At 70.5% G+C, this 21,291-nt stretch carries 19 protein-coding genes; 14 read left to right on the top strand and 5 right to left on the bottom strand.

The genetic code is table 11. From position 1 onward, the window contains the following. Window positions 1-180: 180 nt before the first annotated feature. Together AB0I18_RS17215 and AB0I18_RS17210 are read right to left on the bottom strand one after the other, a co-directional pair. Window positions 181-1,776 (bottom strand): RICIN domain-containing protein, encoded by a 1,596-nt coding sequence (locus AB0I18_RS17215; RefSeq protein ID WP_363106306.1) that lies wholly within the window; start codon window positions 1,774-1,776, stop codon window positions 181-183. Between the two features lie 749 nt (window positions 1,777-2,525). Further along, window positions 2,526-3,443, bottom strand: coding sequence for an RNA polymerase sigma factor SigF (locus tag AB0I18_RS17210; RefSeq protein ID WP_363106360.1), 918 nt, complete (start codon window positions 3,441-3,443; stop codon window positions 2,526-2,528). Between the two features lie 251 nt (window positions 3,444-3,694). Between AB0I18_RS17210 and AB0I18_RS17205 the strand changes: the two genes are divergently transcribed. From AB0I18_RS17205 to AB0I18_RS17180, 6 genes are all read left to right on the top strand, one after another. Next, window positions 3,695-4,072, top strand: a complete 378-nt coding sequence (locus AB0I18_RS17205; RefSeq protein WP_363106305.1) for an STAS domain-containing protein — start codon at window positions 3,695-3,697, stop codon at window positions 4,070-4,072. 318 nt (window positions 4,073-4,390) lie between these two features. After that, window positions 4,391-4,894: an ATP-binding protein gene (locus AB0I18_RS17200; RefSeq protein WP_363106304.1), complete on the top strand. Its 504-nt coding sequence runs from the start codon at window positions 4,391-4,393 to the stop codon at window positions 4,892-4,894. Window positions 4,895-5,176: 282 nt separating this feature from the next. Beyond that, window positions 5,177-5,872: an LPXTG cell wall anchor domain-containing protein gene (locus AB0I18_RS17195; protein ID WP_363106303.1), complete on the top strand. Its 696-nt coding sequence runs from the start codon at window positions 5,177-5,179 to the stop codon at window positions 5,870-5,872. Window positions 5,873-5,906: 34 nt separating this feature from the next. Next, window positions 5,907-6,824: a hypothetical protein gene (locus AB0I18_RS17190; protein WP_363106302.1), complete on the top strand. Its 918-nt coding sequence runs from the start codon at window positions 5,907-5,909 to the stop codon at window positions 6,822-6,824. After that, complete coding sequence (locus AB0I18_RS17185) at window positions 6,821-8,077, top strand: hypothetical protein (RefSeq protein ID WP_363106301.1); 1,257 nt, start codon at window positions 6,821-6,823, stop codon at window positions 8,075-8,077. Before AB0I18_RS17190 ends, AB0I18_RS17185 begins: the two co-directional genes overlap by 4 nt. A 74-nt stretch (window positions 8,078-8,151) precedes the next feature. Beyond that, on the top strand, window positions 8,152-9,444 hold the full coding sequence (locus AB0I18_RS17180) for a hypothetical protein (RefSeq protein WP_363106359.1): 1,293 nt from the start codon (window positions 8,152-8,154) through the stop codon (window positions 9,442-9,444). Between the two features lie 75 nt (window positions 9,445-9,519). On the opposite strand, the gene AB0I18_RS17175 is transcribed toward AB0I18_RS17180, so the two are convergent. Next, window positions 9,520-11,016 carry an oligopeptide:H+ symporter gene (locus AB0I18_RS17175; protein WP_363106300.1) on the bottom strand — a complete coding sequence of 499 codons (1,497 nt, stop codon included), beginning with the start codon at window positions 11,014-11,016 and terminating at the stop codon, window positions 9,520-9,522. A 419-nt stretch (window positions 11,017-11,435) separates the two neighbouring features. On the opposite strand from AB0I18_RS17175, the gene AB0I18_RS17170 reads away from it, so the two are divergent. Both AB0I18_RS17170 and AB0I18_RS17165 read left to right on the top strand, forming a co-directional pair. After that, complete coding sequence (locus tag AB0I18_RS17170) at window positions 11,436-12,113, top strand: response regulator transcription factor (RefSeq protein WP_363106299.1); 678 nt, start codon at window positions 11,436-11,438, stop codon at window positions 12,111-12,113. A 206-nt stretch (window positions 12,114-12,319) separates the two neighbouring features. Then, window positions 12,320-13,597, top strand: a complete 1,278-nt coding sequence (locus AB0I18_RS17165; RefSeq protein WP_363106298.1) for an ATP-binding protein — start codon at window positions 12,320-12,322, stop codon at window positions 13,595-13,597. Window positions 13,598-13,641: 44 nt separating this feature from the next. On the opposite strand, the gene AB0I18_RS17160 is transcribed toward AB0I18_RS17165, so the two are convergent. Continuing rightward, the gene (locus AB0I18_RS17160; RefSeq protein ID WP_363106357.1) at window positions 13,642-14,202 is read right to left on the bottom strand and encodes a GtrA family protein; all 561 of its coding nucleotides are present in this window, start codon (window positions 14,200-14,202) and stop codon (window positions 13,642-13,644) included. Between the two features lie 142 nt (window positions 14,203-14,344). Between AB0I18_RS17160 and AB0I18_RS17155 the strand changes: the two genes are divergently transcribed. The 3 genes from AB0I18_RS17155 to AB0I18_RS17145 are packed head-to-tail and all read left to right on the top strand — an operon-like array spanning window position 14,345 to window position 17,321. Beyond that, the gene (locus AB0I18_RS17155; protein ID WP_363106297.1) at window positions 14,345-15,568 is read left to right on the top strand and encodes a 5-(carboxyamino)imidazole ribonucleotide synthase; all 1,224 of its coding nucleotides are present in this window, start codon (window positions 14,345-14,347) and stop codon (window positions 15,566-15,568) included. After that, window positions 15,565-16,134 (top strand): 5-(carboxyamino)imidazole ribonucleotide mutase, encoded by a 570-nt coding sequence (purE, locus tag AB0I18_RS17150; protein WP_363106296.1) that lies wholly within the window; start codon window positions 15,565-15,567, stop codon window positions 16,132-16,134. Before AB0I18_RS17155 ends, purE begins: the two co-directional genes overlap by 4 nt. Then, complete coding sequence (locus AB0I18_RS17145) at window positions 16,131-17,321, top strand: dipeptidase (RefSeq protein WP_363106295.1); 1,191 nt, start codon at window positions 16,131-16,133, stop codon at window positions 17,319-17,321. Before purE ends, AB0I18_RS17145 begins: the two co-directional genes overlap by 4 nt. Window positions 17,322-17,480: 159 nt before the next feature. Here AB0I18_RS17145 and AB0I18_RS17140 read toward each other — a convergent pair whose 3' ends face one another. Continuing rightward, window positions 17,481-18,662: a methyltransferase domain-containing protein gene (locus AB0I18_RS17140; protein ID WP_363106294.1), complete on the bottom strand. Its 1,182-nt coding sequence runs from the start codon at window positions 18,660-18,662 to the stop codon at window positions 17,481-17,483. 90 nt (window positions 18,663-18,752) lie between these two features. On the opposite strand from AB0I18_RS17140, the gene AB0I18_RS17135 reads away from it, so the two are divergent. The 3 genes from AB0I18_RS17135 (at window position 18,753) to groES (ending at window position 21,182) form a co-directional block, all read left to right on the top strand. Next, entirely contained in the window at window positions 18,753-19,736 is a 984-nt protein-coding gene (locus tag AB0I18_RS17135) for a polysaccharide deacetylase family protein (RefSeq protein ID WP_363106293.1), read from the top strand. A gap of 11 nt (window positions 19,737-19,747) precedes the next feature. Further along, a complete protein-coding gene (locus tag AB0I18_RS17130; protein ID WP_363106292.1) occupies window positions 19,748-20,512 on the top strand; it encodes a polysaccharide deacetylase family protein in 765 nt (254 codons plus the stop codon). Between the two features lie 361 nt (window positions 20,513-20,873). Beyond that, a complete protein-coding gene (gene groES, locus AB0I18_RS17125; protein WP_003998759.1) occupies window positions 20,874-21,182 on the top strand; it encodes a co-chaperone GroES in 309 nt (102 codons plus the stop codon). Window positions 21,183-21,291 lie beyond the last annotated feature (109 nt).

Here is a 21,291-nt window from a genome sequence, read left to right as displayed (position 1 = left end):
CCGATATCGGTCGACGGTCGTGCGGCGGCCGACCAAGGGATGACGCCGGGGTGGGGGGCCGCGACCAAAGTTGGTGCGGGGCCCTCCCGGGGTGCGAGGCCCTTCCCGGGGGTGCGAGGCCGAATCGGGCGTTACGAGGCCGAATCGGGCGCTACGAGGAAGGTACTTGGGCGATCGGCCTCAGGCCGCCGGGGCCGCCCCCGCCCGCCACCGCTGTTCCGCCTGCCCGGTGTCCGGGGACAGGGCCAGGCCTTCGCCGCCGGCCGGCGTCAGCGCGTGGTCCGGGGCGATGCCCGGTCGGATCACGCCGGCCGCGGTCACCGCGAACCTCAGGTTCTGGCCGTTGCTGCCGTCGACCGAGTCGCATTCCCAGATGCCCACGCCGTCGTCGGTCGCGCCGCGGCTGTCCAGGCAGAAGTCGGGGTCCGCGTACGACTGCAGGACGCCCCGGTCGGTGTCGACGCGCCAGCGCTGGGTGCGGGCCGAGGTGCAGGAGGCGGTGACGGCGTCCGTGCCCTTCGCCAGGTCGCCGTCCCGGATGTCCAGGCAACGGCCCGTGGTGAGGTTCACGACCTGGGCGTAGCTGCCGTTCGGTGGGGGAGCCGGGGCGGGAGTGGGCGACGACGACTTCGAGGGGGTCGGCTTCTTCGACGGGGATGAACTCTTCGTCGGAGTCGGGGACTTGGACGGGGGTGGCGGCGACGGGGTGACCGACACCGTTGCCGTCGCCGTCACTTGTGGTGGCGGGCTCGTTGGGGTGGTGACGGCGTCCGCCGCCCGCCGGGGCTGGGAACCGCCCGAGGACAGCAGGAAGAGCAGCAGCGGAGCCAGGGCCACGCCCAGGGCGGCCGAGGCCAGCACGAGGCGGCGGGACGGGGGCCACAGCGCCGGAACCGGGGCGGGGCGGCGGGTGCCGGAGTCGGGTACGGGGTCCGTACGGTCCCGGGCGTACCGCGTTCCGGCCCACGGCAGCAGGCCCTCCGCCGCCGCCTTACGCGGGTCGTCCCGCAGGGCCGACAGATCCTCGTGTGCGGTGGTGCAGTGCACGCAGTGCGCCATGTGGTCGTGCAGGTCGGCGCTGTGGCGGGCGTTGTCGGGGCGTACCGATTCCTCGATCAGCCGGCGGAAGTCCTGGCAGCGTGGATCGTCGGAGGCGGCGAGGCGGGTCCGCAGACAGGCCTGGCGGAGCGCCTGGAGAGCCGACTCCGTCTCGTACGTCACGTCCTGGCGGCTGAGCCCGAGGTATCCGGCGGTGGTGTCCTCGGGCTCGCGCTCCACGACCCCGTACCAGACGAGGCCCCGGACCCTGGAGGGGAGTGACCGGAAGGCGGCGAGCAACGGCGGGACCGGGCCGTCGGGACCCTCCGCGCGCAGCAGGATGAGCAGACCGGGGTCGAGGCGGACGGCGCGCTCGTCCTCGGCCCACGCGGCGGCCACCCGCACCGCCAGCAGGAGGAGTTGGTGCCGCCACGGTCCGGCCGGGTCGGTGCCGCGTGCCGTCTCCTGGGCGGCGAGGGTGAAGGTCTGGGCCGTCAGCTGCCGTGCGGCGGAGTCGTGCGCGGTGCACAGGCGGGCGTAGGTGAGGACCGCAGGCCGGTGGCGTCTTCGCAGTTCGCGCAGTGCCGGGTAGGCGGTGGGGGTGGGGGCGCGCAGCAGTTCGGTGAGGCGGGTGTCGGACGCACCGGCGTGCACGCCGCCGTCCTCGGCACCGCCGCTCCCGCCGCTCCCGTGGTCCTCGGCGTCGTCGTCCGTCCGCTCGTCCCGGGCCCGCACCATCCGCCCGCCTCCTCGCCCGCGCCCTCACGCCTGCCGGACTCCTGACGTACCGGCCAGTCTGGCGGGTGACCATAGTGCTGGAAGGCAACCAATGGGGAAAGGGGTTCCGGCCGACAACTCCATGCGGCACAAGGCTGTTGGCGGTCAGGCTCTCCTTGAGAGCCGGGCCGGGCCCGCCTGCGAGGCGAGGCGGACTGACGGGCCCGGCCTCTCGCGCGGCGAGGCCGCTCAGCGGACCGGACCTCCCTGCGCTGCAAGGCCCTCCCTGTACTGCAAGGCCCGTGCGTCGCAAGGAAGGTCGGCGGGCCGAGGCCTCCCCGCGCGCGGAGCTCGTTGCCGGGCCGGACGTCGAAACGGCGATGATGCCCGCACGGGCGGTCGCGCTCTTCCGAGGGCCGGGTCCTCCTGCGGGGCGAGGTCGCTTGGCGGGTTGGCCTCCCTGGGGCGTAAAGCCCCTACGTCGTAAAGCCCCTACGTCGTAAAGCGCCCCCGCCGCAAAGCGCCTGCGCCGTGTGAAGCCTCTGCGTCGCGAAACGCCTGTGCCGTGAAGCCCCTGCGCCGCAAAGCGCCTGTGGCGCAAGGTCGTTCGGCAGGCCTGGGTCTCGCCGCGCGCGGGGCCGAATCCGAGCGCCCGGGCAGCTGTAAAAACGGCGGTGGCGCCCGCCGAACCCCGGCGTCGACGGGGTCGCTCCCCGTCGGCGGGGTTCGTGCGGGCGCCACGGCCAAGACCGATTGCCGTCGGCCCGAGGTCACTCCTCGACCGTCAGCCCCTTGCGCAGGCGCACCAGCGTCCGCGACAGCAGTCGTGACACGTGCATCTGCGAGATGCCCAGCTCGTCGCCTATTTCGGACTGGGTCATGTTGGCGACGAAGCGCAGGGACAGGATCTTCCGGTCGCGCGGCGGGAGTTCGGCGATCAGCGGCTTCAACGACTCGACGTACTCGATGCCTTCGAGCCCGTGGTCCTCGTAGCCGATCCGGTCCGCCAGCGCGCCCTCGGAGTCGTCCTCCTCGGGCTGGGCGTCAAGTGAACTGGCCGTGTAGGCGTTGGACGCCGCCATGCCTTCGACGACCTCGTCGTTCGACAGCCCCAGACGATCCGCCAGCTCTCCCACCGTCGGAGCGCGGTCCAGCTGCTGCGCGAGTTCGTCGCCCGCCTTGGCCAGGTCGAGGCGGAGTTCCTGGAGTCTGCGCGGTACCCGCACGGACCACGACGTGTCGCGGAAGAATCGCTTGATCTCGCCGACGATGGTCGGCATCGCGAAGGTCGGGAACTCGACGCCACGGCTGAGCTCGAAGCGGTCGATCGCCTTGATCAGGCCGATCGTGCCGACCTGGATGATGTCCTCCATCGGCTCACTGCGGGAGCGGAACCGGGAGGCGGCGAACTTCACCAGCGCGAGGTTGAGTTCGACCAGGGTGTTGCGTACGTACGAGTACTCGTACGTGCCCTCTTCCAAGGACTCGAGCCGCTCGAAGAGGGTCTTGGACAGGGCCCGTGCGTCAACCGGCCCCACCTCGTCGTACGGGGGGATCTCCGGAAGTCCGGCGAGACCGAGGTTCTCGGCCTTCTCGTCGAGAATGACGAGGGTCTCGTTCTCCAGGCGTTCCAAAGGGGGTGCCGACGTCGCCCTCTGGGTCTGCGATGCGTCGAGCCGGGGTGACATGATGTCCTCCATCGTTCTCGGCATATGGCTGCCGATGCCGATACGTGCACTGCGGTGTGCGGCGCCTCCAAAGCCGGCCGTGTCGAAAACTGTCTCTACTAGCCCTACCCGCTTTCGCGAGTCCACCGCAAGTGCGCTACGTGGCGAAATGTCCGTTTCTTGGCGGTTGTTCGGGTGTCGGAGGTCGTGAGGAAGGCGTAGGGTTCGAGGGCGTCAATCAACAGCCACGATGGTCGGAAGAGAGAGACGGCATGGACCGCGGGACGGTCGGCAGCGCACAGTCGGGCCGGCTTCTGGTCGAGGTGCGGGAAGCGGGCGCTAGTGCCGTCGTCACCCCGGCCGGTGAGCTGGATCACCACACGGCGGATCTGTTGCGCGAACCGCTGGAGGACTACCTCGGTCGCGGGTTCGCACGGCTCGTCGTGGACTGCTCGCGACTCGAGTTCTGCGACTCCACCGGGCTGAACGTGCTGCTCGGCGCCCGGCTCAAGGCCGAGGCCGCCGGGGGCGGGGTCCATCTGGCCGGCATGCTGCCGGTGGTGGCCCGGGTCTTCGAGATCACCGGGGCGGACGCCGTCTTCACCGTGCATGACACGCTCGAAGCGGCCCTGGTCGACGAACCCGACTAGCCGACAGCCCTGAATGGCCGCAAAATCAGACGGGCTGCCCGGCCGACCGGCTGCCCGTGGTTCCGTCCTACGGCAAAGTTATGCCTCAGTTGTCTCCGTGTGATCAGTGCGTTACCAGGGTCACAGCGTCCGTCCCGAATAAGTGGGTGTTCTGACGGTTCGGTCGGGCAGGAGACATCCTGAATATGTCAGCAGACCGAACGGCAAGCGCGCGGCAGTCCCGGACGACTCCATGATCCCGAGTGTCCTGAACTCTCCGAATGTCTTGAGTACTGAGTCTTGAATCATGAACTGGTGAATCGGTGAGGTGAAGCGCTGATGAGCACCACCCGGCCATACTCGCCGGGCGACCGCGGCCCGGAACCGGGTGACGGCGGCGCTTCCGGGGTGTCTCCGGGCGGCACGCCCGCCGGCCGTCAGGTCCGTCGGCTGAACTTCCACGGCGAGAGCGGTGTCGTCCCCCTCGCCCGCGACTTCACCCGCCAGGCGCTGTACGAATGGGGCTGGCTGCCCGCCGCGACCGCCGACCAGCGGGCCGCTGCCGAGGACGTACTGCTGGTCGTCTCCGAACTGGTCACCAACGCCTGCCTGCACGCGGAAGGTCCCGACGAGCTCTGGGTCACCTGCGACAACAAGGTGCTCCGCATCGAGGTCTCCGACCGGGGTACGGGCCAGCCCGCCCCGCGCACCCCGCACAGAGCCGGGCGTCCCGGCGGCCACGGGATGTTCATCGTGCAGCGGCTGTGCCTGGACTGGGGCGTGATCCGCACACCCGGGATGGCGGGCAAGACGGTGTGGGCGGAACTCGGGGCCCCGGCGTGAACGCTCCGCTGGGGGGCGTGACTGACCTGCGGGCCGGTGGGGGCTGGTCGCGCAGTTCCCCGCGCCCCTTACGGAGCGCGTGACCGCTCGGCGCCCTTGGACCTGCCTGCTGGTGGCCACCTTGGGTTACCCGCGGTTCGAATCTTTCCTCTTGCGTCACCCGGTGCGCGCCGGATCCCCACGGATCCGGCGCGCACTTTGTCTTCCCTCGGCACGGTCCCGGGCGTACCTTGACGGCCGATCTGATGTTCCGTCAGGAATGCCTTCGGGAATGAGGGGACCGTGTCATACCGGACGTACCAGAAACGAACCGCCGCGCTCGCGTCCGCCGCGGCCCTGGCCGGCTCGGCGGTGCTGATGGCCGCCCCCGCTGCCTGGGCCGACGTGGTGGACGTCAACTACCAGTGCAAGACCCCCATCGGGGACAAGTCCGCCGTCTCGCCCATCGACATCAAGAGCGTCAAGAGCGGCAGCGGCTACCAGCTGACCATGTCCTTCCAGAAGGGTGTCTCCTCCAGCCCCGTGGAACTGGGCAAGGGTGCGATGAACCCGAGCGCCGTCATCAAACTGGGCGGCGCCGACAGCGGCACCCTGTCGGTCAAGGGCCCCGCCAACCCGGAGGCGGTGCCCGCCAACACCCCCATCAAGATCACCGACCTGACCGGCACGTACACCCCGAAGAAGACCGGCGAGGTCACCTTCACCGCGGGCGTGCTGACCATCAAGGCGCTCGGTACCACGACCACGTGCACGCCGGGCAACAATCCGAAGCCCTCGCTGACCCTGGACGTCACGGCGGCCGAGGGCGGCGGCGGGACGTCGGGCTCCTCGCAGAGCGCCCCCTCGGGCGGCGAGGAACTGCCGCAGACCGGCCCCGAGGACTCCGCGATCGCGCTCGGCACGCTCGGCGGCACGGTGCTGCTGGCGGGCGCGGCCGGGGTGCTGTGGCTGACGCGCAGGCATCAGGCCCCTCGCTGACCTGCCCTCTTCGCTCGACCACTCGGAGCCGCCGATGCCGCCCGTGCCGCCTGCCGTCCGTGCCCTCTGCCTCGCCGCCGTCACCCTGCTGGCTCTCGCCCCGACCGCCGCGGCCGACGACAGCTGGTCCGTCGTGCCCTCGGCGGGCGGGCCGGACGGGCGGCCGTACTTCTACGCGGAGGGCGCGTCCGGCACGGTCCTGGAGGACACGGTGTCGGTGCTCAACCCGGGCAGGGAGCCGCTGACCGTACGGCTGCGGGGCGCGGACGCCGACAACAGCAGGAACGGCGGCTTCTCGCTGCGCGCCAAGGCCACGGACACCGGCGCGTGGATCACCTTCGCCGAGCGGACGGTGAAGATCCCGGCGCGCACCCGCGCGGACGTGCCGTTCACCGTGAGCATCCCGGCGGGCACCACCCCCGGCGACCACCCCGGCGCGATCGTCGCGAGCGGCGCCGGCCGGTCCGCGGCCGTACGCGTCCATCTGCGGGTCGGCGGACCGAGCCTCTCGGCGCTCACCGTCGAGCAGGTGGCCGTCCGCTCAGGCCGTATCTCGTACGAGCTGGTCAACCGCGGCAACACCGTGCTGACCCCGAAGCTCGCCGTACGCGCCGACGGCCTGTTCGGCGAGGTGCTCGACCGCGCCCCGCGCACGCTGCCCGTCGAACTGCTCCCAGGCCGCCGCGTCACCCTCACCGAACCCTGGCCCGACCGGCCCGCCCTCGACTCGGTCGACGTGCGGCTCACGGTCACGGCGGCGGGCGGGGCGCGCGACGAGGCGGGCACGTCGGCGCGGTTCGTGCCCTGGGGAGCGGTGGCGGGTACGGCGGCCGGGCTCGTGCTGTGTGCGGGCGGCGGCCATTGGTTCGTACGGAGTCGTCGGCGGCCTCGGGGGACCGGGGCGGCCGAACAGCCGCGTGCGGAAGTCGAGTTGACGGGAGCGGTGACGTGAGCGGCAAGGTGCGTATCGTGCGTGTCCCGGCGGTGGTGGCGGTGCTCGCGCTCGCCCTGTTCTCCTTGGCCGGGGTGCCGGCCGCGGTACCGGCGGCCGCGGCGGAGAAACCGACGGTCGAACTCTCCAAGTCCCAGGCGGGGACGGGCGGTTCGATCACCGTGACCGGCAAGGGGTGGCGGTCGAAGGCCATCCTGATGATGCTGATCTGCGGCCAGTCCTCGACCGACCGGGGCGTGATCGGCGGCACCAACTCCTGTGCCAACGCGGACGGCCGGGCCGTCACGACCGACGCGAAGGGCGCCTTCCGCAAGCAGCTGCCGGTCGCCGAGCCGCCCGAGCCGTGCCCCTGCGTGGTGCATGTCGCGACGGTCACCGGTGAGAAGGCGGCGGCGAACGCCCCGTTCCTGGTCGCCGGACACGACGTCGAACCGCTGCCGAAGCAGGACACCAGCGGGCGGCTCTCGGTGCTCACCGACACCCGGCTCGACGGGTCGAGCGGCCTGCTCACCTGGTTCGGCGCGGCGCCGACCCGCCGGCTCGTCTTCACCGTCGGCAACGTCGGCTCCACTCCGGTCAAGAACCCGGTCTTCCAAGTCGGCACCTCCCACGGCGTGTTCGCCCCGCAGTGGGAGGAACGGCAGTGGCGCGGCACCATCGCGCCCGGCAAGAAGGCACGGATCACCCTGCCGGTCGAGCTGACCGCCGGCGCGCACGGGGACTACACGGTCTCGCTGAAGTTCGGCAGCAGGATGCTCGCCGAGCAGCCGTGGGGCGTGGGGCGCCCCTGGGGCGTGACGCTCTTCTGGATCCTCGTCGGCATCGTCGTACCGGCCGCCGTGTTCCGGATCGGGATGGCCGTGGTGGACCGGATACGGCCGAGCAGGTCCGCCGGACGTTCCGGTCGCTCCGGGCGCGTCGGCGTCGGCCGGGCCGGGCAGCCGGGGCGCCCCGGCCGGGGCGCGCACGGTGTGCGGCGCGGAGGGCTGCGGCTGCCCGAAGTCACCGTACGGCTGCCGAAGTTGAGCCTTCCGTCGACGTTCACGGCGTCGGGTGCCGATGCCAAAGCCGACGCCAAAGCCCAAGCCGGTGCCAATGCCGGTGCCGCTACTGAACGCGACGCCCGTTCTCGTACGAACCCGACTCTGCCCTGGTTCACCCCGGACACCGATCCGGGGGCGGCCGAGGCCGGTCAGCTCTCCGCACCGCAAGAGAACAGTCCGACGACCCCGACCAGGAAGGGAAACACGTGAGCACGCAACGGAGAGTCCGACCGGGAGCCCGGCCGAGAGGCGGCCGGAGAGCGAGCGCGGCCGGGGTCGCGATGATGCTCGGCGGCGCCGGTGTCCTGCTGGGCGTGGCAGCGGCGCCGGCCCAGGCGGCCGAGGTGTCGTACGCGACCGAGTGCATACCGCCCGCGGCCGCCGGTCTCGACCCCGTCCAGGGCACCACGAAGGTGGAGGTCACCGCGCCGGCGACGGCGAAGGTGGGTGACGAGGTCGAGGTGGTGTGGAAGTTCGTCCAGGCGGCCTCGAAGAACCCCGACCTGATCGACCTGCCGGCGAACTCGGTCCAGCCGTCCGGCACGCTCAAGGCGGCCGGTGCGCAGAGCGGCGACATCGCGATGCAGGGGCCGCGCGAGAACCCGGCCATCGCCAAGGGCGGGGCCATGGTGCTGTCCGACATGAAGGGCAAGCTGAAGCTGACGACGCCCGGTGAGGTGACGCTGACACCGGACGCGTACGCCATCAACGTCATGTCGACGGACACGAAGTGCTCGCCGAAGGAGACGGTGAAGTCCGCGGCGACCATCAACGTGACGGCGGGCGACGGGGGTTCGCCCCCGGCGTCGCCCGATCCGACCGAGGGCACCAGCCCGCCGCCGACGAGCGGCGAGCCGAGCCCGTCCGAGAGTGAGAGCGGGAGCGCCGGAGGGGGCGGGGGCAGCGACACGGGAGGCTCCGGCGGTGGCGGCGGCCAGACCGACTTCACCGGCAAGGAAGTCGCGATCCCGTACGCGTGCAAGACGCCTATCGGCGACAAGAACGCGACCTCGCCCGTGCAGATCAACGCCAAGAAGGATGGCGGGAGTTACGACCTCACCGTCCAGTTCAAGGGGTCCGTGATGGACAGCCCCGCGGACATTCCGGCGGACTCGGTCAAGCCGTCGATGGAGGTCGTGCTGGGGGGCGCCGACAAGGGCAAGGTCCATGTCGAGGGGCCGACGAACTCCGAGGCGATCAAGTCGGGGGATCCCATGGAGATTCCTGATCTGACGGGCACGTACAAGCCGGGGGCGGACGGGAAGTCGACGCTGTCGCCGGGTGTGCTGACGGTGAAGGCCCTTGGTACGACTACGACTTGTACTCCCACCAAGTCCGCCGTGTCGCTGACGCTGGATACGGCCGCCCAGGAGGGTGGCGCGGCGGGTGGCTCCGCCGGTGGGGCCGGTGTGTCTGGTTCCGGTGCTGGTGGCTCCGGTGGGGGGCTGGCGGATACCGGGGCTGATGACGGTGGGATGTTGAAGGCGCTCGGGCTGGTGGCGGGGACTGCGGTTCTGTTGGGTGGGGCCGTGTTCACGTTCATGCCGCGGCGGCACGCTTCGCGTAAGGCGCCGTAGGGGTGGAGCGTTGGGGGGAACTGCGGGCCGGTTGTGGCTGGTCGCGCAGTTCCCCGCGCCCCTTTCGGGGCGCCGTCAGTGAACGTCGCCCATCAGTGACTTGACCTTGTTGCGGTACATGTACACCGCGATGCCGGCGATCACGGCGAGGGTGGCCTCCAGGGCGACGACGCCCATGCCGTTGAGGCCGACGCCCGCGATGGAGAGCAGGCCGGTCGTGGCGTCGCCCGCGGTGACGGCGAGGAACCAGACGCCCATCATCTGGGAGGCGTACTTCGCGGGAGCCATCTTCGTGGTGACGGAGAGGCCGACCGGGGAGATGGTCAGTTCGCCCACGGTCTGCACGAAGTAGATGGCGACCAGCCACAGCGCGGCGGCCTTGTGACCGCCCTCGGCGATCGACAGGGGAGCCAGGAAGAGGAAGAAGGACGCGCCGACCAGGAGCAGGCCCGAGGCGAACTTCACGATCGTGCTCGGCTCCCGGCCGCTGCGGTTCAGCGCCAGCCACGCCCAGGCGAAGACGGGAGCCAGGGCCATGATCATGACCGGGTTGACCGACTGGTACCAGGAGACCGGGAACTCCCAGCCGAAGACGCTGTTCTCGGCCGAGGACTCGGCGAAGATCGACAGGGTCGAACCGCCCTGGTCGTAGATCATCCAGAAGACGGCCGCGGCGATGAAGAACCAGATGTACGCGGACATCTTCGACTGCTCGACGGCGTCGAGGTCCTTGTCGCGCTTGATGCGGGCGATGACCATGATCGGGATGATCAGGCCGATGAGGGTGAGCGGGACCAGGATCCAGTTCAGCGTGTAGTGGCCGGAGAAGCCGACGATGCCGTAGAAGACCGCGGCGACGCCCGCCCACAGCGCCGCCTTGCGCAGGGTGGAGACCTTCTCGGCGGCGGACAGCGGCGTCGGGACCAGGTCGGAGCGCGCGTCGAGGTGGCCGCGGCCGATCAGGAACTGGGCAAGACCCAGCGCCATGCCGAGCGCGGCGAGCGCGAAGCCCAGGTGCCAGTTGACGTTCTCACCGATGGTGCCGATGATCAGCGGCGCCGCGAAGGCGCCGAGGTTGATGCCGATGTAGAAGACGGTGAAGCCGCCGTCGCGGCGCGGGTCGTCCGGGCCGTCGTAGAGGTGGCCGACCATCGTCGAGATGTTGGCCTTCAGCAGACCCGAGCCGATCGCCACGAGGCCGAGGCCCGCGTAGAAGGTGCCGGACGAGGGCAGGGCCAGCGTCAGGTGGCCGAGCATGATGACCAGACCGGCGACGGCGACGGTCCTGCGGGGGCCGAGCACGCGGTCCGCGAACCAGCCGCCGGGCAGGGCGAGCAGGTACACCAGCGACAGGTAGACCGAGTAGATCGCGGTCGCGGTGGTCGCGCTGAGGTGCAGGCCGCCCGGGGCGACCAGGTACAGCGGGAGCAGGGCCCGCATGCCGTAGTAGGAGAACCGCTCCCACATCTCGGTCATGAAGAGAGTGGCCAGTCCGCGGGGGTGGCCGAAGAAGGTCTTCTCGGACCCGGGAGTGCCCGGAGAGACCGAGTCCTTCGTCAGGCTGGACGCCATGGTCGTTCCTTGCTGGTCGGGGCGTGCCGCAGTGGGGAGCTCGCGCGCCCGGTGGGGGAGGCGGCCGGCACGCGTCCTCGCGCTCGGGGCCCGGCCACAGGTCGTTCCCGTCAAGGCTGGTGGGCACCGGCCCGCACACAAAAGAGACCTTCGACGGTCAAGCGGCCGCCAAAGGTCCCTGTGGGCTACAGGTATCTCGTCACGATAAGGCCATACAGCATGTCAATGCCGCACATGGCATGACTTGAGAGATGGATCACAGGCATGGATGGAACTATGTGAATGAATCGAAGGTCGTTCACAGATTTTCATGCCTAAGCCCAGGGTCGCAGGTGTGCCGCATGCCCGGAGCCGCCGGAGCGAACCCCGGATGTCGATCACTCACACTGCACTGGTCCGCGGCGGACTACCATCAGTCCATGACCCGTGTACTGCTCGCCGAGGACGACGCGTCCATCTCGGAGCCGCTGGCCCGCGCCCTGCGCCGGGAGGGCTACGAGGTTGAGGTACGCGAGGACGGACCCACCGCGCTCGACGCCGGCATCCAGGGCGGCATCGATCTGGTCGTGCTCGACCTCGGGCTGCCCGGCATGGACGGTCTTGAGGTGGCCCGGCGGCTGCGTGCCGAGGGCCACACCATCCCGATCCTCATCCTGACCGCCCGCGCCGACGAGGTGGATACCGTCGTCGGCCTCGACGCGGGCGCCGACGACTACGTCACCAAGCCGTTCCGGCTCGCCGAACTGCTGGCCCGCGTCCGGGCCCTGCTGCGGCGCGGCGCCTCCGAGCCGCAGCAGCCGCCCGCCACGCACGGGGTGCGCATCGACGTCGAGTCGCACCGTGCGTGGATGGGGGACGAGGAGCTCCAGCTCACCGCCAAGGAGTTCGACCTCCTGCGGGTCCTCGTCCGGGACGCGGGGCGGGTGGTCACGCGCGACCAGCTGATGCGCGAGGTCTGGGACACGACGTGGTGGTCGTCGACCAAGACGCTCGACATGCACATCTCGTGGCTGCGCAAGAAGCTGGGCGACGATGCGGCTAACCCTCGGTATATCGCGACGGTACGGGGTGTTGGGTTCCGCTTCGAGAAGAGTTAGGGCGGTTGCGGCTGGGCTGCGCCTCGCCGCCGTTGTGATTTCGGTGGGTGCGCGGCCGCGGGCCGTATGTGGCTGGTCGCGCAGTTCCTCGCGCCCCTAAAAGATCGTGGCTGGTCGCGCCCACGCGGCGGAGCCGCACAAGGTCACAGCCCCGCGCCCCTTTCGGGGGCGCCCCAGCCTTGATCGTGAGCTGCCCGGAGGGCCCCGTGCGTCGCCGTCTTATCAACTCCACGCTGGCTGTCGTGCTGGTCGTGATCGCCGTGTTCGGGGTCTCGCTCGTCATCGTCGAGACCCGCACGATCACCAGTAGCGCCGAGGACCGGGTGAACTCCGAGGCGGTGCGGCTGGCGAGCATCGTCGACAGCCGCATCCTCGGCGACGAGAACATCAGCGCCGACATCCTCAAGGACCAGGTGGGCGACGACCGGTACGCGCGGATCGAGCTGCGGGACGGGACCGTCATCCACATCGGGACCAAGCCCGACGGCGACGTCATCCAGTTCGACGCCAAGGGCGAGGAGGGCGAGACGGTCACGGTCGAGGAGCCGCGCTCCCTGGTCACCCGCGAGGTCGGCCGGACGCTCCTGATCATCGCCGCGGTCGCCCTGCTCGCGGTGGTCGCCGCCGTGCTCCTCGCCGTACGCCAGGCCAACCGGCTCACCTCCCCGCTGACCGACCTCGCGGAGACCGCGGAGCGGCTCGGCTCCGGGGACCCGCGGCCCCGCCACAAGCGGTACGGCGTGCCCGAGCTGGACCGGGTCGCGGACGTCCTGGACGGCTCAGCCGAGCGGATCGCCCGCATGCTGACGGCCGAGCGGCGCCTGGCGGCCGACGCCTCGCACCAGCTCCGTACGCCGCTGACCGCCCTGTCCATGCGGCTGGAGGAGATCACCCTCACCGACGACCCGGACACGGTGAAGGAGGAGGCGACCATCGCGCTGACCCAGGTCGAGCGCCTCACCGACGTGGTCGAGCGGCTCCTGACCAACTCGCGCGACCCGCGCACCGGCTCCGCCGTCACCTTCGACCTCGACGAGGTCATCAAGCAGCAGCTGGAGGAGTGGCGCCCGGCCTACCGCAGCGCGGGCCGCGCCATCGTCAACTCCGGCAAACACCATCTGCAGGCCGTCGGGACGCCCGGAGCCGTGGCCCAGGTCCTCGCCGCGCTGATCGAGAACTCCCTGATGCACGGTGGCGGCACGGTCGCCCTGCGGACCCGCGTCACCGGCAACCAGGCTGTGATCGAAGTCACCGACGAAGGGCCCGGAGTCCCGGCCGACCTCGGCGCCCGCATTTTCGAGCGCGCCATCAGCGGCCGCAACTCGACGGGGATCGGCCTGGCCGTGGCCCGCGACCTCGCGGAGGCCGACGGCGGGCGGCTCGAAATGCTCCAGGCCCAGCCCCCGGTCTTCGGCCTGTTCCTCTCGCGTACGCCCCTGAAGCGGGCCACGCCGGGGGAGGAGCCGGCACCGACCGTGCGGTAGCCGGTAGCCCGTAGTCGGTGGCCTGCGGGCGTCCGGGAGCGGGCTCAGCGCACGCGCTGGAACTGCCGGGGCGAGCCGTCTTCCCGCAGGAGGGGGTCCGGCTGCTCCAGGAACGATTCCGCGTCGGCCACGGCCTCACGGGCGGGCAGCGCGCGGAAGACCCAGGTGCGGTAGGACCAGAAGCGGAAGAGCGTCGCGACACCGATGCCGACGAACTTGAACACGTTGTTCGCCAGCGGGCTGTGGAAGTCGAGGCCGTACGTGGCGGCGAACAGGATGCCGTTCTCGATGACCAGGCCGACCGCGCTGAACAGCACGAAGAGCGTCATTTCCCTGGTACGGCGGCTCTTGTCCCGGTCGCGGTACGTGAAGTAGCGGAACCCGATGTAGTTGGAGACGATCGCGACGACGGTGGCGATCACACTGGCCCGTACGACCTGCAGGTCCGTGACGCTGCGCACCAGGTTGAACGTGAGCAGGTTGACGATCAGACCGGCTCCGCCGACCGCGCCGAACTTGGCGACTTCCTTGGTCAACCGGTCGATTCGGCGGCGCACGGCACTGGCCGGCCTGGTGTGAGCCCCGCGTTTACCACCTGTGCCCATGGTGTCGCCCAGCCCCCGTCTCGTCGGATTCGCGATTTTCGTCAACCTTCGTCGACTCCGCCATGCTAACCAGCGGTTCCCTTCCGCGCCCGGCCCGGACCGCAAGATGTGGCCGGCCTGCGACGAACATGCGGAAATTTTGATGATCATGCGCGCGTCGGGAGCGCATCGATACGGCCGATATCCTGGGGGTGTGACGTTCCCGGTAGTCGGCATGGTCGGCGGGGGCCAGCTCGCTCGTATGACACACGAGGCGGGCATCCCGCTCGGCATCAGATTCAAGCTCCTCAGTGACACCCCCCAGGATTCCGCGGCGCAGGTGGTCAGCGATGTCGTCATCGGCGACTACCGCGACCTCGACACGCTGCGGACCTTCGCGCGGGGCTGCGACGTGATCACCTTCGATCACGAACACGTGCCCATCGAGCACCTGAGAGCCCTGGAGGCGGACGGCATTCCCGTCCGCCCGGGCCCCGACGCGCTCGTCCACGCCCAGGACAAGGGCGTCATGCGGGCGAAGCTCGACGCGATCGGTGTGCCGTGCCCACGGCACCGGATCGTGAGCGACCCGCAGGATGTGGCGGCCTTCGCGGCGGAAGGGCTCCCCGAGGGGGCCGAGGGCGACGGCTTCCCGGTCGTCCTCAAGACCGTCCGCGGCGGCTACGACGGCAAGGGCGTGTGGATCGTACGGTCCGCGGCGGACGCCGAGGACCCCTTCCGCGCCGGGGTCCCGGTCCTCGCGGAGGAGAAGGTCGACTTCGTACGGGAACTCGCGGCGAACGTCGTCCGCTCGCCGCACGGCCAGGCCGTCGCGTACCCCGTGGTCGAGTCCCGGCAGGTCGACGGCGTCTGCGACACGGTGATCGCGCCCGCGCCGGGCATCCCGGACGAGCTCGCGCTCCGGGCCGAGGAGCTCGCCCTGCGCATCGCGAAGGAGCTCGACGTCGTCGGCCACCTCGCCGTCGAGCTCTTCGAAACGCGCGGACCCGACGGGCGGCACGGCATCCTCGTCAACGAGCTGGCCATGCGTCCGCACAACTCCGGCCACTGGACCCAGGACGGCGCGATCACCTCCCAGTTCGCCAACCACGTCCGCGCGGTCCTGGACCTGCCGCTCGGCGACCCGCGCCCGCGCGCGAAGTGGACGGTCATGGTGAACGTCCTGGGGGGCGACTACCCCGACATGTACGCCGCGTACCTGCACTGCATGGCCCGCGACCCCCAGCTCAAGATCCACATGTATGGCAAGGACGTGAAGCCCGGCCGCAAGGTCGGCCACGTCAACACCTACGGCGACGACCTGGACGACGCCCTCGACCGAGCCCGCCACGCGGCCGCCTACCTGAAGGGCACGATCACCGAATGAGTACGTCCGCAGATTCGTCCGCCGAGCTCTCCGAGTCGCCCGTCGTCGGCATCGTCATGGGCTCGGACTCCGACTGGTCCGTCATGGAGGCGGCCGCGCAGGCCCTCGACGAGTTCGAGATCCCGTACGAGGTCGACGTCGTCTCGGCGCACCGGATGCCGCGCGAGATGATCGCGTACGGCGAGGGGGCGGCCGACCGCGGCATCAAGGTGATCATCGCCGGTGCGGGCGGGGCCGCCCATCTGCCGGGCATGCTCGCCTCGGTCAGCCCGCTGCCCGTGATCGGCGTCCCGGTCCCGCTGAAGTACCTCGACGGCATGGACTCGCTGCTGTCGATCGTCCAGATGCCCGCGGGTGTCCCGGTCGCCACCGTCTCGGTCGGCGGCGCACGCAACGCGGGCCTGCTGGCCGCCCGCATCCTCGCCACGCAGGACGCGGAACTCCTCGGCCGGATGCGGGAGTTCCAGCAGGAGCTGGGCGAGCAGGCCGCCGAGAAGGGCAAGCGGCTGCGCGCCAAGGTCGAGGGCGCGGGCAGCGGCGGCTTCGGCTTCGGCTCGGGGAAGTGACGGCCATGTCGTCGTCCCTCGACCGGGCCCGGGACCTGCTCGCCGACTTCCCGGTCGTGGACGGCCACAACGACCTGCCGTGGGCCCTGCGCGAGCAGGTCCGCTACGACATCGGCGCCCGCGACATCGCCGCCGACCAGAGCGCCCACCTGCACACGGACCTGGCGCGGCTGCGCGCCGGCGGGGTCGGCGCGCAGTTCTGGTCGGTGTACGTGCGCTCGGACCTGCCGGGCGCGGTGACGGCGACGCTCGAACAGATCGACTGCGTACGGCAGTTGATCGCCCGCTACCCGGAGGACCTGAAGGCCGCCCGGACGGCCGCCGACATGGAGGCGGCGCGCGGCGAGGGCCGTATCGCCTCCCTCATGGGCGCCGAGGGCGGCCACTCGATCGACAACTCCCTCGCCACCCTGCGGGGGTTGTACGAGCTCGGGGTCCGCTACATGACCCTCACCCACAACGACAACAACGCGTGGGCGGACTCGGCGACGGACGAGCCGGGCGTCGGCGGCCTGTCGGCCTTCGGCCGCGAGGTCGTACGGGAGATGAACCGCCTGGGCATGCTGGTGGACCTCTCCCACGTGGCGGCCACGACGATGCGGGACGCGCTGGACACGTCCGTGGCGCCGGTGATCTTCTCGCACTCCTCCTCGCGCGCGATCTGCGACCACCCGCGCAACATCCCGGACGACGTGCTGGAACGCCTGCCCGGCAACGGCGGCGTGGCGATGGTGACCTTCGTCCCGAAGTTCGTCCTCCAGGCCGCCGTCGACTGGACGGCCGCCGCCGACGAGAACATGCGCGAGCAGGGCTTCCACCACCTCGACACGACCGCCGAGGCGATGAAGGTCCACCGCGTCTTCGAGGAGTCCAATCCCCGCCCCGTCGCGACCGTTTCGACGGTCGCCGACCATCTCGACCACATGCGCGAGGTGGCGGGCGTGGACCACATCGGCATCGGCGGCGACTACGACGGCACGGCGTTCACTCCGGACGGCCTGAACGACGTCTCCGGCTACCCGAACCTGATCGCAGAACTCCTGGACCGCGGCTGGTCACCCCCCGACCTCGCCAAGCTGACCTGGCAGAACGCGGTACGGGTACTCGACGCGGCAGAGTCCGTGGCACGAACCGAGCAGTCCCACAGGGGCCCGTCGAACGCGACACTGGAGCAACTGGACGGCTAGTTCCCGTACGGGCTTTCCTGAGCCCGAGGGGGTCCCGTGCCCCGTATCCAGGGGCGCGGGCTTTAGGGGCGCGGGGAACGGCGCAGTCTTTCAGGGGCGCGGGGAACTGCGCGACCAGCCACGACGCGCCCGCAGCCGACAGACAACCCGCGGTTCGAGTCAGACAGGGCGCCCCACGAGCATCGTCGGAGCGCTGCGCACACGCGTCAGGAACACGGTCGCCGAATTAGCCCCCTGAGGCTTCACCTTGCGCCGCAACTCCTCCGGCTCGACGGCCGAGCCACGCTTCTTGACGGTCAGGATGCCGACCTCACGCTGCCGCAACAACGCCTTCAACTTCTTGACGCTGAAGGGGAGTTGATCGGTGATCTCGTAGGCCGTGGCGTACGGGGTGGAGGCGAGGGAGTCCGAGGTGATGTACGCGATGGTCTCGTCGATCAGCCCTCCGCCGAGCTCCTCGGCGACCTCCGCGACCAGATGGGAGCGGATGACGGCACCGTCGGGCTCGTACAGGTAACGCCCCAGCGGCCGGACCTGAGGATCGGGCAGCCCGCGGCCCAGGAGCGTACGCGGGCCGGGCAACAGGGTCGCGCGGACGACCCCGGACCCCCGCGTGCCGAACCACAGCACGGCCTCCTTCACATCCCCGGAGTCCGAGATCCACTCGGCCTCGGCCTCGACGGGGACCGCCTCGTGCGGAATGCCGGGCGCGATCTTCAGAGCCGCGACAGGGGCCTTGAGAGCCGCCCCGACCGCCCACGACAGGGGCGGCGAGTACGCCTCGGGATCGAAGATCCGCCCCCGCCCACCCCGTCGGCCCGGGTCCACGAAAACGGCGTCGTACGAGGACGTGTCGACGTCCGTGACATCCGCCTCGCGCACTTCCACGAGGTCGGTGAGCCCGAGCGCGTCGGCGTTCGCCCGGGCCACCGCACAGGTCAGCGGGTCGCGGTCGACGGCGAGGACCCGGACCCCGGCACGGGCGAGCGCGATCGCGTCACCGCCGATGCCGCAGCACAGGTCGGCGACGGAACGCACACCGAGCTCCCGGAAACGCCCGGCACGGTACGCGGCGACGGTCGCCCGGGTCGACTGCTCCACCCCGTTCGGCGTGAAGAACATCCGCCCCGCGTCCGCCGCGCCGAACTTCACCACGGCCCGCTGCCGCAACCGGGCCTGCCCGAGCGCCGCCGAGACGAGTTCCACGGGGTGCTCCCGCCGCAGCCGCGTGGCCACGGCCAGCTCCTGAGCCGGTTCGGTGCCGCGCACCTCGTCGAGCAGGGCACGGCCCTCCGGGGTGAGGAGCGAGATGAAAGAGGCCAGCGGATCGAGGTCGTTCACCGGCCCATTGTGGGCCAGTCGGTGGATGGCGCGCGCGTGGTGGCGGTGTCGGGGGTCGGTAAGGGCCACGACCTGTGAGGATCCAACCCCATGCGACTTGTACGACAAAATGACATTAATAGTGCAAGCGGGGCGAACGATGACGCCCCTCCAGGGGCGCGGGGACCTGCGCGAGCAGCCCCCACCGGCCCGCAGATCACGCACCGCCCGTCGCGCGCAGCGCGGAAGACTCTCGCCCTGCTGACCCTCACAGCAATCGCCTCCGGCTGTTCGGAAACAGGCCCCGCCCACGTCAAGCCGGCCGCAGGCCAACAGCCCCTCAAGGCTCAACGCACCCCAGCCCTGGACGCCCACGCCCACCCCCAGGCCAGCGCACGCGCCAAGCGCTGGGGCCTGGCAAAGGTCCCCCTGTCCCCACCCCGCGCCCCCACGAAGAAGCCGCGCATCACCACCCGCAAAGGCTTCGAGGTGGCCGGCCACAGGAAACTCCCGCCGGTCTTCACGACCGTCCCCACCAAGGACAGGGTCGTCTTCCTCACCATCGACGACGGCGCCGAGAAGGACCCGGCGTTCCTGCGGATGATGAGCGACCTGAAGATCCCGTACACCGCCTTCCTCAGCGACTACCTGGTCAAGGAGGACTACGGCTACTTCAAGAAGATGCGGGACCGTGGCGTCGTACTGAACAACCACACCCTCAACCACCGCTACCTGCCCCGCCTTTCGTACGCCGCGCAGAAGCGCGAGATCTGCGGCATGCAGGACGTGATCGAGAAGCGGTACGGCACCCGCCCGACCCTCTTCCGCCCGCCCTTCGGCAACTACGACGAGAACACCCTGCGCGCCGCCAGGGCCTGTGGCATCAAGGCGGTCCCGCTGTGGAACGAGGAGGTCTTCGTCGACCGCTGGGACTACCGGGAGTGGGACCGCGCCCTCCGCCCCGGCGACATCGTCCTCAGCCACTTCCGCGGCAGGGAGCATTGGAAGGGCACGATGCCCGACATGGTCCGCCGCTTCATGAAGCTGGTCACGGACAAGGGGTACGCGGTGGCCCGGCTGGAGGACTACCTGTGAGGCGGCGGGCGATGGCCGTGCTGCTCGCCGGGGTGGTCGGCCTCAGCGGCTGCGCCCAGTCCGCCGCCCCCTCCATCGACGGCTCCATCGAGCGGCCGGCCAGGCAGGCCACGCAGCAGGTGCGCCCGCACGGGCCCACGGCGGACACGTACCGCCGCTGGGGGCTCCCGGCCCCGCTCGCCCGTCCTCCCAGGGCCCCCGCCAAGACCCCCGTACACGCGGCGGGACCAGGCCTGCCGCCCGTCGTCGACCGGGTGCCCACCCGCGACCGGGTCGTCTTCCTGACCTTCGACGACGGCGCCGAGAAGGATCCGCGGTTCGTCGACATGGTCCGTGAACTGCGGCTGCCGGTCAGCATGTTCCTCACGGACCGTGTCGCCGGACCGGGGTACGCCCATTTCGGCCGGCTGCGCGCGGTCGGCGCGAGCGTGCAGAACCACACCCTCGACCACCCGTACCTGCCGGGCCTCCCGTACGCGGGCCAGCGCGCGGAGATCTGCGGCCAGCAGGAGAAGCTCAAGCAGCGCTTCGGCATCCGCCCCCGGCTCTTCCGCCCGCCGTACGGCGCCTACGACGACGACACCCTGCGCGCGGCCGCCGACTGCGGAGTCGCGGCGGTCGTCCTGTGGCGCACCCCGCACCGGCTCCGACCGGGCGCCATCCTCCACTGCCCCGAGGGCACACACGGCACAACCCTCACGGAGACGACGATCAGAATCCTGACCAGCATCCAGAGGCAGGGCTTCACGGTGGCGCGCCTGGAGGACTACCTGTAGGGCCCTTTCTGCCTCTAGGGCTTCCCCTGCTCCGGGGCACTTTCTGCGGAGGCCAGTCCAGCCCCACCCAGCCCGTCCGGCGTTTGAGGACGAGGCCGTCCAGGCCGAAAAGGGGGTCTGGGGGCGCAGCCCCCAGTGACGCTCACCCCAGCTCCGGGCAACCGAAATCCGGCTGAGCCGCCGCGGGCAACTGGCACTCCGCTTGACCGAGTGCTAACCGCGGTCATAGTCTCAGCTCTGGCACTCCCCCTAGGAGAGTGCCAATAGCGACGGGCAGGTCCGGCACCCGCGACGACGGATCCACCTGGTCGCCACCTCAGACAGTTAACCCCGTGAGATCTCCGAAGGGGGAGGTCGGATCGTGACGACCACCAGCTCCAAGGTTGCCATCAAGCCGCTCGAGGACCGCATTGTGGTCCAGCCGCTGGATGCCGAGCAGACCACGGCCTCTGGCCTGGTCATCCCGGACACCGCGAAGGAGAAGCCCCAGGAGGGCGTCGTCCTTGCGGTGGGCCCGGGTCGGTTCGAGAACGGCGAGCGCCTGCCGCTCGACGTGAAGACCGGCGACATCGTGCTGTACAGCAAGTACGGCGGCACCGAAGTGAAGTACAACGGCGAGGAGTACCTCGTCCTCTCGGCCCGCGACGTACTCGCGATCATCGAGAAGTAGTTCACCTAGGCATTACTGCATTACCGAGCACCACCGCTTTCAGAGCTGCGCCCCTGGCCCCCGCGACCATTAAGAAGCCGGGCGTCGGGGGCGCAGTTCGTTCACCCCA

Source organism: Streptomyces sp. NPDC050704 (assembly GCF_040654355.1).
GTDB lineage: Bacteria > Actinomycetota > Actinomycetes > Streptomycetales > Streptomycetaceae > Streptomyces.
Note: the sequence above shows the minus strand (reverse complement) of the source record. Positions and strands in the feature narration are given on the sequence as shown.